The sequence below is a fragment of the Mesorhizobium sp. LNHC229A00 genome, from assembly GCF_000502415.1.
Classification (GTDB): Bacteria; Pseudomonadota; Alphaproteobacteria; order Rhizobiales; family Rhizobiaceae; genus Mesorhizobium.
The window spans coordinates 85191-97795 of the sequence record NZ_AYWQ01000016.1 but is presented as its reverse complement, the minus strand read 5'-3'; the positions used below and the strand labels follow the sequence as shown (position 1 = coordinate 97795).

The following is a 12605-nucleotide window of genomic DNA, read 5'->3' as shown; positions in this document are numbered from 1 at the left end:
CCTTAACGGTCGTTGCGAAGCTCCGTGAGCCGCGAACGCGGCGATTGCTCCGCCTTGCTCTTCGTCGGGCGATTTGCGATATCGAGGGGCGAAGTGACCCCAGACCGTGCTGAAGACCCTAGGACCAATATCCGCACCTGCTGATCCAAGGAACGGCTCGAACGCGCAAACCCAATCCCCCTGCCGGGTCTGTTTTGAAATCTTCTCGCTCATTTAATTCTACATAATCGGTAGGCTTAATGCAGATAGTGCGTTTGCGAGAAGGAGTTTCGGATGTCAAAAAAGCTGGTGGTGGGACTATCGGGCAACCTGACCCGTCCGTCAAAGACCAAAGCCTTCGTCAGCCACATCGCCGGTGAAGTGGCGAGCCGCGCGGGTGCTGCTTTGAGCATTTTCGACATCGAGGACCTCGGCCCGTCTTTCCCGCTCGCAAAGAAACATGACGATCTCGATCCGGCGGCCCGCGCCATCGTCGAACAGGTACTGGGCGCCGATGCACTGGTGGTCGGCTCGCCGACCTTCAAGGGCAGCTATACCGGTCTGTTCAAGCATTTCTTCGACCTGCTCGACCCATCATCGCTGCGCGGCAAGCCGGTCATCCTCGCGGCGACCGGTGGCGGCGAGCGGCATTCGCTTGTTGTCGAGCACCAGTTGCGGCCGCTGTTCGGCTTCTTCGAGGCGCAGACCTTGCCGACCGCGATCTACGCCTCGGACAAGGACTTCGCCGATGGGGTGCTGGTGTCGGAGGCCGTCCAGGCGCGAGCCCGGCAGGCGGTGGCCGAGGCATGCCGCGTGGCCGGCGTGCCCTACAGCGTCGTCCGAGCCGCCTGAAACCACCGATCCGGGACGCAACATTCCTCCCGCATAGACCAGAAGGACGCCTGCAATGACCCGAGCCAGCAAGTCCGATAGCAAGCCGCGGCAGATCAAACTGGGCGCTTTCCTGCCTGGCGGCGGACAACATATCGCCGCCTGGCGCCATCCCGATGCGCCGGCCGACGGCGCCACCAATTTCGAGTTCCACAAGCAATTGGCGCTGACCGCCGAGCGCGGTCTGTTCGACGCCTACTTCCTGGCCGACAATCTGACCGTCGGCCTCGGCGCCCGCGAAGGCGGCAATGCCAAGATCGCCGGCTTCGAGCCGGTGACGCTGTTTGCCGCACTGGCGCCGCTGACCACGCATCTCGGCTTCATCGCCACGGCGTCCACCACCTATGAAGAGCCCTACACGCTGGCGCGCAAATTCGCTTCGCTCGATCTGTTGTCGAACGGCCGCGCCGGCTGGAACGTGGTGACCTCGGCCGGCGACGAAACCGCGCGCAATTTCAACCGCGACGTCCAGCCCAACCATGCCGAGCGCTATGCGCGGGCGCATGAGCATGTCGAGACTGTCAAGGCGCTGTGGGACAGCTGGGAGGATGACGCCTTCATCCGCGACAAGCAGTCGGGCCGCTTCTACGACAAGGACAAGTTGCACGACATCGACCACCAGGGCGAACATTTCAGCGTCAAGGGCCCACTCAATGTGCCGCGCCCGGTGCAAGGTCATCCGGTTGTCGTACAAGCCGGACAGTCAGAAGACGGACGCGGGCTTGCCGCGCATTCGGCCGAAGTGATCTTCACCGCCCATCAGAAGCTCGAGACGGCGCAGGAATTCTACCGCGATATCAAGGCGCGCGTGGCGGAAGTCGGCCGCGATCCCGACCAGGTGCTGATCATGCCCGGCGTCGCGCCCTTCGTCGGCCGCACCGAGGAAGAAGCCCGCGCCAAATACCAGCTGCTCAACGACCTCATCCTGCCCGAGGACGGTGTCGCGCTCCTCAACGGGCTCGCCGGCCAGACGCTCGACATCAGGGGTTATCCGCTCGATGGCCCGCTGCCGCCGAGCAAGGAAACCGAAGGCATGAAGAGCCGCCAGGCGCTGATCCGGCAGATTGCCGACGAGCACAACTTCACCATCCGCCAGCTTTACCAATGGGTGGCGACGGCGCGTGGCCACTACACCATCGTCGGCAGCGCGGTGCAGGTCGCCGACCAGCTGGAGGAATGGTTCACCAGCGAAGCGGCCGACGGCTTCAACATCCTGCCCCCCTGGCTGCCCGGCGCGCTCGACGATTTCGTCGACCTTGTCATTCCCGAATTGCAGCGGCGCGGCCTGTTCCGCACGGCCTACGAAGGCCGCACGTTGCGCGAAAACCTCGGTCTCAGGCGCCCGGAAAACCCATGGACCGTCGCTCGCTCGACCGTCCTTGCCGCCGAATGATCCTCCTAGCCGAAGGGTAGAACGATGACATTGCAACACATCGATCGGCCGATCGCGATCCGCTCCAGCCGCGGCGAAACCAGGCTTGGTCAGGATTTTCTGCACCTCGGCGGCCGAACGGCTGTCCGCCTTCTGAAGCGCTACGGCGTGCTCGTCGGCTTCCTGGCGCTCTGGCAGGTGGCGAGCAGTGTCGGGTGGGTCAACGCGGCGGTGCTGCCGCCGATCGACATGATCGTCGTTGCGCTCTGGAAGGGGCTCGCCGGCGGCAGCCTGCTCGGCGACATCGCCATCAGCCTGCAGCGCGCCGGCATTGCCTTTGCCGCGGCCGTCGCGGTCGCCATTCCGCTCGGCCTGTTCATGGGCCAGGTGCGCTCGGTCGAAACCGCGCTCGATCCAATCCTGCAGGTGTTCCGGCAGACTTCGGCGCTGGCGCTGTACCCGGTGTTCATCCTGCTCCTGGGGCTGGGCGAAACCTCCAAGATCTTCGTCATCTTCTGGGCGACCCTGTTTCCGCTGCTGCTCAACACCACCAGCGGCGTCAAGGAAGTCGATCCCAAGCTGCTCGAAATGGCGCGCGTCTATGGCGCAACCCGGCTCACCGTGTTTCGCCGCGTCGTGCTGCCAGGCGCCGTGCCGTCGATCTTCGTCGGCTTGCGGCTGAGCGCCACCACGGCGCTGCTGCTTTTGATCGCGTCCGAGATGATCGGTGCCAACAAGGGCATCGGCTTCCAGGTGATGAACGCGCAGTACAATTTCCAGATCCCGCTGATGTTTGCGGCAATCGTCATCCTCGCCGGTCTTGGCCTGATCGCCAACCAGGCATTGGTCACCCTGCAGCGGCGGCTCTGTCGCTGGAGCAATCCTGTCAACTGAGCAGTCCGCCCCTCACCGTTTACCTCCAGGAAGGACCCGACCATGAAAATCACTCGCCGTTCGCTGCTTGCCGGCGCGCCGCTTGCCGCAGGCCTCATCGCCGCCGGCCTGCCGCGCCTGGTCTTTGCGCAAGCCGCAGCCGTCAAGTTCCGCTACCTCGCCAGCCGTGGCAGCATCTCCCCGCATGAGCTGGCCGACGAGCTCGGCTACTTCAAAGCGCTCGGCGTCGAGCTGGAGAATGTCGGCTATTCCTCGGGCGGACCGGAATCGCTGTTTGCGCTGTCTTCCGGCAGCGTCGACATCGGCTCGGCCGCCACCGCGGCGGTGATCAACTCGATCTCGGGCGGCAACGACTTCGTCGCGGCGTATCCGAGCAACGGCATCAACAAGGATGTGAAGAGCGTCTTTTACGTGCTGGAAGACAGCCCGATCAAATCGATCGCCGACATTGCCGGCAAGACCATCTCGGTCAACACGCTCGGCGCCCATCTCGATTATACGGTGCGCGAAGCCCTGCACAGCGTCGGCCTGCCACCGGATGCCGCCAATCTCGTCGTCGTGCCCGGCCCGCAGCTCGAGCAGACCTTGCGCTCTCGCCAGGTTGATATTGCCGGGCTCGGCTATTGGCAGGCGACGTTCGCCGGCGCGCTGGTCGCCAATGGCGGCGTGCGCGGCGTGTTCGACGACACCCAGGTGCTCGGCGAACTCGCCGGCGGCTTCGTCGTGCTCAGGCGCGACTTCATTGCCGCCAACCCGGATGCGGCGCGCAACTTCGTCGAACAGTCGGCGCGCGCTTCAGACTGGTCGCGCCAGAACCCGGAGGAAGCTCGCAAGGTGCTGGCCAACATCCTCAACAAGCGCGGCGAAAACGGCGATCTCGCCCGCTACTGGACCGGCTTTGGCTTGCGTGAAGGTGCGAAGGCGAACGATCGCGACATCGATTTCTGGGTCGCCGTGCTGGAGCGCGACGGCCGTCTGGCGAAGGGCAAGCTGAAAGCTGCCGACATTCTGTACCGGCCCGGCGAAACCAAGACGAACTGAGCTGAGACCAGGAGCTGAAATGACTGGCGCCAACCGCGGCGGAGAGGTTTCGATCCGCGACCTCTCAAAATCCTTCAGCCTCGGCGGGCGCCAGCTTGCCGTGCTGCGGACGCTCAACCTCGACATTCGTTCGGGGGAATGCCTGGTCATTGTCGGCGCCAGCGGCTCCGGCAAGACCACGCTGCTGCGCATTCTTGCCGGGCTCGAGGCGGCCGACAGCGGCGGTGTCGTGATCGACGGCCAGCCGGTGCATGGTGTTGGCGCCGAGCGTGCCGTGATTTTCCAGGAACCGCGCCTCCTGCCCTGGCTGAGCGTGCTCGGCAACGTCGCCTTTGGCCTCGAAGTGCGCGGCGTGCCCAAGAGGCAAGCTGAGGAACGCGCACGCTTCTACGTCGCGCTGGTCGGCCTTGCCGAATTCGCCGATGCTTTTCCGAACCAGCTTTCAGGCGGCATGGCGCAGCGCGTCGGCATTGCCCGGGCACTCACCGTGCAGCCCGAGATCCTTCTGCTCGACGAGCCGCTGGGGGCGCTCGACGCCATGACCAAGATCGGCATGCAGGAGGAACTGGCGCGCATCTGGAGCGAGGAGAACGTCACCATGGTGATGGTCACCCACGATCTCGAAGAGGCGATCTATCTTGCCGACCGGGTGCTGATCCTGCCCAAGGAGAAGGGCGGCGCGGCAAGGCTGATCGACATCGACCTGCCACGCCCGCGCGAGCGCAGCCAAAGCCGCTTCGTGCGCTATCGCGAAGAATTGCTGCGGGAATTCGGCCTGCGTTGATCGAACAGCGGTTGGCGGATCCCCGCGCGGATTATCGCAAGGCAACACGACCGTCGTTGATCCACTCGCGGGGCCTGTTGCGCGTAAGAGCGGGATAAGCGGGATACCTTGGCGGGTTCGAGCCGCTTCAAGTTCGGCTGCCTTGGTGGCGGCGTCTGCGGGCGCACAAATCTCGCAAGAAAACAATAGCATCGACGGCACGAGCGATTTTTGCAGCAATTGCTGCAACGGATCGCTCCGCCGGCATCGTCGCCTGCAACAACTCATCAGAAAGCACCGCCAATTGGTAACCGCATCTGAGGGGCACATAGCGATGGACCACGCATGGCGGAAAACAAATTACGGCTGCCGCTTCGCACCCTCAGGCGCCCGAATTCGACGTGAGGTTCGCGGTCGAAGATAACGAAGCGTTGCCCGAGCGGAAGTACTGATTTTTCTCCAATCTGGCTGATATTGAAGAGCCATTTCCTGGATGTTGATGATCAATGGATACGTTGACGAGCATGCGGGTGTTTTGCACCGTCGCCGACCTGAAAAGCTTCACCGCTGCCGCGGATCGCCTCGGCATTTCGCCGGCAATGCCCAGCAAACACGTAATGCAGCTGGAGAGCCGCCTGGGCATCCGGTTGGTCAACCGGGAAGAGCCGAAGGGGCAGCCTCACAGAGTCTGGTGCACTTTATTTCAATCAAATCAAACAGATGCTTGAAGGGGCTTGCATCCCTTCAAGCAAAAGGTCTATCCCGTGGATGTAGTGATGACCTTCCCCGTCGCCGGGCGCGGTCCCCCACGAAAACGCCCTATCCCGGACGTCGCGTCGACGAGCGCGGCACCTGATTGACCTCGCATTAGGGAACTCTGCGTCCCGATTCAGCCGTTGTAACAAAACCCGCAACAGCGGTGCGACATGGTCGAGCGCCAACATATCACTTGGGCGCCGGTCCGGATCCGCTCGACGACGTTGGCGATATTGAAGTGCCCGTTCGCCGACTGCCGGACTTTCCTCCGGCGCGCCTCAGAAGGCGGCTCACGTCGAGAGGCTGGTCCAATATCGACGTATAAGGTTTGAACTCAACCGATGACCATGGCATCGCCAGATTGCGCAGGATGAGATCGGCACCGCTGAAGTCCTCGTGAGACGTAAACAGGCTGGCCGTGATAACCGTGCGCATCCCAACCCCACGAGCGGCCATAAGCCCGTTCCTTGAATCCTCGATACAAAGACACTCGGAGCCCCCTAGACCAAGGTCAGATAGCACCAGCCTATAAACTTCAGGATCAGGTTTTTTGGCGCGCACGTCCTCGCCCGTACGGATACTGGAAAACAGATCCAAGGATCGTGAGCCAAGCGTGCTATGAAGGAGCGACACCACATTTTGCCTGCTAGTCGTCGTCCCGATCGCGAGCATAACCCCTTCCTGCGTGGCATGCTCAATCAGCTCCGCCACGCCGGGCCTGAGGCTGACCAGGCCTTCCTTGAGCTTGACGTTATAGATTTCCGTTTTTCGTGCGTGCAGAAGATCTGGGTCGACATTGTGCCCCGCCATCTGCGCATACGAAACAATGCGCTCGCGGCCTCCTGTAGTGCCGAGCAAGTCCGTGTACAAGCTACGGTCCCAGACCCAGCCAAGCCCGGCCTCGGCGAAAGTCTGGTTGAAAGATTGACGGTGCAGCTCTTCAGTCTGTCAATCGGCCCGCAATTGGGACCCTGGATCGGCTCGCAAAAGGGACCCCTTTTTGAGGCACAAATGGTCAGCGCTCGCCGGGCGGAGCTGGTCAGGGTTGCGCAGCCCGGCGAGTGCGGATCGGCGTTATGGGGTGATCAGGCGCGGTTCTTGAAGCGCCAGGATTCCTTTCCGGTCTCGATGATCTCGCAGTGATGGGTGAGACGGTCGAGCAGCGCGGTGGTCATCTTGGGGTCGCCGAAGACGGCGGGCCATTCGCCGAATGCCAGGTTGGTGGTGACGATGATCGAGGTGCGCTCGTAGAGCCGGCTGATCAGATGGAAGAGCAACTGCCCACCGGCTTGTGCGAACGGGAGATAGCCGAGCTCGTCGAGCACGACGAAGTCGAGCCGGGTGAGGTAGTCGGCGATGCGGCCTTGCTTGCCACCGCGGTGCTCGGTCTCCAATCGATTGACCATATCGACGACGTTGAAGAAGCGGCCACGTGAGCCGTTGCGGATCAAGGCCCGGGCAATGGCGATGGCCAGATGCGACTTGCCGGTTCCTGTGCCGCCGATGAGGACGGCGTTGCGCTGATCGGCGACGAAGGTGCCGTTGGCAAGGTCGCGGACCAGCACCTCGTTGACCGGCGTGCCGTCGAAGTCGAACTCCTCGATGTCCTTGGCGAGCGGCAGCTTGGCGACGGTAAGCTGGTATTTGATAGAGCGGGCCTGCTTCTCGGCGATCTCGGCCGAGAGCAGATCGCCGACGATCTTCGGCGGCTCGTGCTGGCGCTTGATGCCTGTCGCCATGATCTCGTCGTAGGCGCTGCGCATGCCATAGAGCTTCAGCGTCCCCATAAGATCCAGAACCTGGGTGCGTTCCATCAGCTTGCCCTCCTGAGGCTGTCGTAGCGGGCGCAGTCGGCCTGCGGCTCATGCTGCAGGCGGAGCGCGTCCGGGGTGAGGATGGTGACGGCCGGCGCCGGATCGCGCCGACGCGTCAGGATATTGATGATGACGGCTGACGAGCAGACGTTCTGGTCGAGTGCCTCTTGGCAGGCCACCTCGACGGCATCGAGACCGTCGCTGAGAACGGCGGCCAGGATCGCCACCATCTGCCGATCGCCGTCGTCCGCGGACTTCAATCTGCGCCGGACCCGCTCCATTGCCCATGGCAGAACCCAGCCCTGGAACGGCGCGCCATTGCGCAACGCTCCGGGCTTGCGGGCAAGCACGGGGACATAGTGCCAGGGGTCGTAGATCGTCTCGCCGCGCCCGAACGAGCGGACATGTTCGGCGACGAGGCTGCCGTCCTGACGGATGACGATGCGATCGGCATAGGCCTGGACCTCGACGGGGCGGCCGACGGCCGTCGAGAGCACCGAGTATTTGTTGTTGTCGAAGCGCACCGTGCAGGTCTTCGACGCTGAGGCGGGGACCGTGTGGAATCCATCGAAGGGCCCACGATACTCGACAAGCTTGCCGCGCTCTTCCTCGAACACGTTCCAGATCGTGCGCTCCGGCTGGTCAATATGACGGTGCGCTTTCGTGTAGGCGATGCATTTGTCGAGGAGCCAAGCGTTGAGTTCCTCATAGGATTTGAAGCGCAGGCGCGGCGTGAAGAAGCGCTCCCGCACCAGGCCGACCTGGTTCTCGACCTGACTCTTCTCCCAGCCCGACGCCCGCGTGCAGGCGACCGGCTGCACCAGATAGTGGCTGCACATCTGCAAGAAGCGGCGATTATATTGCCGGTCCTTGCCGACGAACACCGTCTCCACCGCCGTCTTCATGTTGTCGTAGATGCCGCGCGTGCAGGCGCCACCGAAGAAGGCGAAGGCCCGATCGTGGGCGTCGAACACCATCTCCTGCGTCTCGCGCGGATAGGCCCTCACGAACATCATGCGGCTGTGGCAGAGTCGGACATGGGCGACCTTCACGGTCATCGTCACGCCGTTGATCAGAACGATCTCGTGGCTCCAGTCGAACTGGTAGGCCTCGCCCGGCGGGAAGAACAATGGCACATAGGCTTCCGCCGTCGCTGATCCCTGCGCCTTCGCCCAGCTCTTGGCGTATCGGCGAACCGCATCGTAGCTGCCGTCGTATCCGAGACCGCGAAGCTCCTCAAAGATCCGGATCAGCGTTAGCCGCTCGCGCCCAAACTTGCTGTGATTGCCGTTCAAAAATCCATCGAGCTGACCCTGCCAGGGACCGATCTTCGGCATCGGCTGCCGCTCGCGCTCGTAGCGGAACTCAGTCGCATCAGATCGCAGAACCTTGCGGACGACCTTCCGGGAGATCCGCAATTCGCGGCAAATCTCCTTGATCGACTTCCCATGAACCAGCGACAGCCGGCGTATCTTTGCAATCGTCTCCACAACCAACATCCAAAACAAATGCCTCCGATGAACCCGGAGGCAGTGTGACAACCCTGCGTTACAGGGGTCCTTTTTGGACGCCGATCACCCCTGAAACGGGGTCCTTATTCCACGCCGAAACACAACAGAACCGTTCACGATCATGCTACGGGACGGGGCATTGGTCCCTGTCGCAGCCGATACGACAGCGCTGGCAGCATTGCGGCGGGCGGGCGTGCTGCTCATGGCTTCATGCGAAAACGGCGTTTGCGGGACCTGCGAATGCGGGATGCTGGAAGGTCAACCGATCCACCGCGATGCTTTCTTGTCCAAGCAGGCTCGGGACAGCCGATTTATCCCATGCGTGTCTCGCGCGAAAGGTGTGCTCAAGCTCGATCTTTGAAGGCAAGGACCTCAGTCGCTGCGTAAGATTTTCGCTTCTAACGCCGCTACCACGAAGGCCCGTCTCGCTACCGGCGTCTGGGCTTCACCACGCAGAACCTGAAGACATGCATCCATCGCCAGTTTTCGCTTCTTCGTCTGATGAATGAAACTCCGCAGCAGGATCGTGGCTGCGTCGTTCACATCGAATATGACGCGCTCACGGTCATGCCGGCCAACTTGCACCACCACGGGCCGGACGAACCTGCTCGACATGCAATTACACTCTCAGTTCTGACCATGACACGATTTTCGCGTATCATGACGTTGGGACAATTTATACATTTCTGACTAGGGCCAGAACAGAACTAGCAGTTGCCCAATCAAGCAGGCCGCTATGTTCCGGCCTTGTTGCGCAAGAAAGCACCGCGGAATTCTGNGCTCACGGTCATGCCGGCCAACTTGCACCACCACGGGCCGGACGAACCTGCTCGACATGCAATTACACTCTCAGTTCCGACCTCGACACGGTCTTCGCGTATCATGACGTAGGATCAATTTATACATGTATTGGCTGGTGCCCGAAGAGAACCTGCAGTTGCTCAATCTCAGTACAAATTGCCTGTCCAATTTCAGCCGGTCGCCATATCCCGATGGGTTCCGGTCTTCTTGTGCAACAAAGCACAGCGGAGTTCTGTCGCGTCCGGAGGTGAAATGGCGCTTGGTCCCATGGGCGGGCTTTCCTGAAGCCCGCGCCTTCCCTCCTGGGTGTCAGCCTTGACGCGGCCGCTGCCGCAATGCCGACGCTTATGGGGCGCTGCGCGCGGATGCCGGAAGGAAGAGGGCGGGCGGGCCGCAGGGGCGGGGGAAGATCCGGGAGAGAGACCCGCAACGCCCGCCGAGCAGCTCGGGTCGGGAATAGGCCGACGGACCTGCGCGCAATCCCGTCTAATCCCTTGCAAAAAGAGCTTCCATCCTGGAACGACGGCTACTTGCTGACAAGGCGCATGATGGTATCGATATTGAACTGCAGCCTTGTATCGAGAGCTTCGCGCGACATCAGATCACGCTCGTAGATGATGGAGCCGGTAAAGCGATTGGTGAAGTAGTAGTAGCCGATGGCGGCGATCGTGATGTTCAATTGAACCGGATCGACGCCGTCCCGAAACACGCCCTGCTTTGCGCCGCGCTCCAGAAGCGTCTCGACCATCGTGACCAGACGTCGGCTGATGTCCTGAACGACCTTGGACTTCTTGAGGTGGCGCGCCTTGTGCAGGTTTTCGCTGTTCACCATGGTGAGGAATTCCGGATTGTCGAGATAATACTTCCAGGTGAAGCGCACCAGCCTTTCCAGCGCTTCCTTGGGGTCGAGATGATCGAGTTCCAGCTTTTGCTCGGCTGTTCGAATGTCGACATAGGCGTCTTCGAGCACGCGCTGGAACAGGCTCTCCTTGCTGTCGAAATAATGGTAGATCATGCGTTTGTTGGCTTTTGCGCGCGCGGCTATGTCGTCCACCCTGGCGCCGCCCAAACCCTTCTTGGCGAATTCCTGCTTGGCGGCCGCGAGTATCCGCTTCTGGGTTGCCTCCGCATCGCGAATTCTTGGCTTCCTTGTCTTCGCGGCCAACATCTTTTTTCCTAACTGGTCCGTTTCGAATCCGACATTTGACCATCGATATGGCGCACTAACTAGATTGTGACCAGAGCGACCAGCGAATTGTCAAAAGGCACTCCGCGGCGGCCAGGAGCCGGCCGGCAGCATTGGTCTGGTTCACGACGACCATCGGCGATCTGCTGCATTTTTCGAAGGCTTCCGGTTCCCGCCTGCCTCTGAAGTCAAAGGCCAGTTCAACTAACTCAATAGTTACATAGAGGCACCCCGCAGCGCAATCGGGCGTGTCACCAATGTCCCGAGGCAAGGCCGCCACCGCGGCAGGAGTCCTGTTGACAAGGCAGTTCTAAAAAAGTAACTAGATAGTGCGTAAAGGTTCAATTAGGTGCGCGTCTTGGGAGGGCGCTCGCTCGAATTCAGGTCAGCAGGGAGAGAGAAAATGTCGTTCATCAAGAAATTCATCGAGCAGGAAACCATCAATCGTCGCAATCTGCTTCTTGCGTCGGCGTTCGGGCTTGGCGGTGCTGCGGCACTTCGCGCCCTGGGTGCGACCCCGGCGCGGGCGGCGGCCACGGACCCGGCGATCGCCTGGAGCTACCGCGATCGTACCAATCCGTACTGGAACTCAATCGTGTCGGGCGGCGAAGCCTTTGTCGAAAGCATCGGCAAGCCCAAGAGCGCACTCGTCAACCTCATCAATGAAGGGTCGAGCGAGAAGTCGCTTGCAGACGTGAAGGCACTTCTTGGCAAGGAGGGCAGCAACCTCGCGCTTGCCATCGACGCGAACGATGCGCCGAACTGCCGCCCCGTAGTCGAGGCGGTCGCCGCGGCCGGTGCCTATGTCTCCACCATCTGGAACAAGACCGACGACCTGCACCCATGGGATTTCGGCGACAATTACGTGTCGCACATGACCTGGTCGGACGAGGGGCCGGCTGAAAAGACCGCCCGCATCCTGTTTGACGCCATGGGCGGCAAGGGTGGCGTCGTTCATCTCGGCGGCATCGCGTCCAACAATCCTGCGATCGAGCGCCTGAACGGTTTGAAGAATGCGCTCAAGGACTATCCGAATATTCAGCTGCTCGACGCCCAGCCTGCCGACTGGGACACGCAGAAGGCAAACCAGATCATGGCCAGCTTCCTGACCCGATACGGCGACTCTATCAAGGGCGTGCATTGCGCCAACGACACGATCGCCTACGGCGTCATAGAGGCGCTGCGTGCCGAAGGCATCGAAGGCATGCCGATCGTTTCCTATGATGGCAACCAGCAGGCTGTGGAACTCGTGGCCAAGGGCGAGATCTTGGCCACCGTCTTCACCAATCCCCATTGGGGCGGCGGCATCACGGCGGCGCTTGCCTATTATGCGGCGACCGGCGCGTTCAAGCCTTCGGCCGAACCCAAGGAGCATCGCGAATTCTACGGCCCGACCGTCCTCATTACGCGCAAGGACGCGGCGGAGTTCAAGGCGAAGTACCTCGACAGCACGCCGAAATACGACTGGAAGGACTTCTGGGGTCCGGGCAACGGCCAGATTAAATACAAATAATCAGCCCGCAGGCGGACGCGCGCCGACCACGGTGCGCGTTCCGATCCGGCGGCCTGCCATTTGCTTGCGACGGCGATCCGTTTC

General features: G+C 61.7%; 11 protein-coding genes and 2 pseudogenes. 8 read left to right on the top strand and 5 right to left on the bottom strand.

All coding sequences use genetic code 11. The features are described 5' to 3' along the window. The first annotated feature begins 273 nt into the window (after positions 1–273). The 6 genes and pseudogenes from msuE to X742_RS145500 all read left to right on the top strand — a co-directional run. Entirely contained in the window at positions 274–831 is a 558-nt protein-coding gene (gene msuE, locus X742_RS145475; RefSeq protein ID WP_023774280.1) for an FMN reductase, read from the top strand. Positions 832–886: 55 nt separating this feature from the next. Further along, complete coding sequence (locus tag X742_RS145480; protein ID WP_023774279.1) at positions 887–2263, top strand: LLM class flavin-dependent oxidoreductase; 1377 nt, start codon at positions 887–889, stop codon at positions 2261–2263. A gap of 24 nt (positions 2264–2287) precedes the next feature. Beyond that, a complete protein-coding gene (locus X742_RS145485; protein WP_023774278.1) occupies positions 2288–3136 on the top strand; it encodes an ABC transporter permease in 849 nt (282 codons plus the stop codon). Between the two features lie 42 nt (positions 3137–3178). After that, positions 3179–4177 (top strand): ABC transporter substrate-binding protein, encoded by a 999-nt coding sequence (locus X742_RS145490; protein ID WP_023774277.1) that lies wholly within the window; start codon positions 3179–3181, stop codon positions 4175–4177. A gap of 19 nt (positions 4178–4196) precedes the next feature. Next, entirely contained in the window at positions 4197–4961 is a 765-nt protein-coding gene (locus X742_RS145495) for an ABC transporter ATP-binding protein (RefSeq protein ID WP_023774276.1), read from the top strand. A gap of 485 nt (positions 4962–5446) precedes the next feature. After that, positions 5447–5672, top strand: a pseudogene (locus X742_RS145500) (LysR family transcriptional regulator); the annotation flags it as partial. Between the two features lie 213 nt (positions 5673–5885). On the opposite strand, the gene X742_RS01000000170535 reads toward X742_RS145500, so the two are convergent. The 3 genes and pseudogenes from X742_RS01000000170535 to istA form a co-directional block, all read right to left on the bottom strand. After that, positions 5886–6632, bottom strand: a complete 747-nt coding sequence (locus tag X742_RS01000000170535; protein WP_084569616.1) for an HAD-IA family hydrolase — start codon at positions 6630–6632, stop codon at positions 5886–5888. Between the two features lie 149 nt (positions 6633–6781). Next, the gene (gene istB, locus X742_RS145505) at positions 6782–7510 is read right to left on the bottom strand and encodes an IS21-like element helper ATPase IstB (RefSeq protein WP_031248288.1); all 729 of its coding nucleotides are present in this window, start codon (positions 7508–7510) and stop codon (positions 6782–6784) included. Positions 7511–7515: 5 nt separating this feature from the next. After that, a pseudogene (gene istA, locus X742_RS145510) lies at positions 7516–9009 on the bottom strand (IS21 family transposase); the annotation flags it as partial. Positions 9010–9142: 133 nt separating this feature from the next. On the opposite strand from istA, the gene X742_RS1000000172950 reads away from it, so the two are divergent. Next, complete coding sequence (locus X742_RS1000000172950; RefSeq protein WP_084569614.1) at positions 9143–9382, top strand: 2Fe-2S iron-sulfur cluster binding domain-containing protein; 240 nt, start codon at positions 9143–9145, stop codon at positions 9380–9382. 11 nt (positions 9383–9393) lie between these two features. On the opposite strand, the gene X742_RS145515 is transcribed toward X742_RS1000000172950, so the two are convergent. Together X742_RS145515 and X742_RS145520 are read right to left on the bottom strand one after the other, a co-directional pair. Then, positions 9394–9636 carry a DUF982 domain-containing protein gene (locus tag X742_RS145515; protein WP_023774271.1) on the bottom strand — a complete coding sequence of 81 codons (243 nt, stop codon included), beginning with the start codon at positions 9634–9636 and terminating at the stop codon, positions 9394–9396. Positions 9637–10348: 712 nt separating this feature from the next. Further along, positions 10349–10987, bottom strand: coding sequence for a TetR/AcrR family transcriptional regulator (locus X742_RS145520; protein ID WP_245275599.1), 639 nt, complete (start codon positions 10985–10987; stop codon positions 10349–10351). Between the two features lie 424 nt (positions 10988–11411). Here X742_RS145520 and X742_RS145525 point away from each other — a divergent pair, with 424 nt between their 5' ends. Beyond that, positions 11412–12521, top strand: a complete 1110-nt coding sequence (locus X742_RS145525; protein ID WP_023774269.1) for a sugar ABC transporter substrate-binding protein — start codon at positions 11412–11414, stop codon at positions 12519–12521. The last annotated feature ends 84 nt before the right edge of the window (positions 12522–12605 follow it).

What these genes read in the sequence shown, in the direction of transcription:
- istB (WP_031248288.1), bottom strand. Translation starts at nt 7,510, where the DNA reads ATGGAACGCACCCAGGTTCTGGATCTTATGGGGACGCTGAAGCTCTAT.
- X742_RS1000000172950 (WP_084569614.1), top strand. Translation starts at nt 9,143, where the DNA reads ATGCTACGGGACGGGGCATTGGTCCCTGTCGCAGCCGATACGACAGCG.
- X742_RS145495 (WP_023774276.1), top strand. Translation starts at nt 4,197, where the DNA reads ATGACTGGCGCCAACCGCGGCGGAGAGGTTTCGATCCGCGACCTCTCA.
- X742_RS145480 (WP_023774279.1), top strand. Translation starts at nt 887, where the DNA reads ATGACCCGAGCCAGCAAGTCCGATAGCAAGCCGCGGCAGATCAAACTG.
- X742_RS145525 (WP_023774269.1), top strand. Translation starts at nt 11,412, where the DNA reads ATGTCGTTCATCAAGAAATTCATCGAGCAGGAAACCATCAATCGTCGC.
- X742_RS145485 (WP_023774278.1), top strand. Translation starts at nt 2,288, where the DNA reads ATGACATTGCAACACATCGATCGGCCGATCGCGATCCGCTCCAGCCGC.
- X742_RS145515 (WP_023774271.1), bottom strand. Translation starts at nt 9,636, where the DNA reads ATGTCGAGCAGGTTCGTCCGGCCCGTGGTGGTGCAAGTTGGCCGGCAT.
- X742_RS145490 (WP_023774277.1), top strand. Translation starts at nt 3,179, where the DNA reads ATGAAAATCACTCGCCGTTCGCTGCTTGCCGGCGCGCCGCTTGCCGCA.
- msuE (WP_023774280.1), top strand. Translation starts at nt 274, where the DNA reads ATGTCAAAAAAGCTGGTGGTGGGACTATCGGGCAACCTGACCCGTCCG.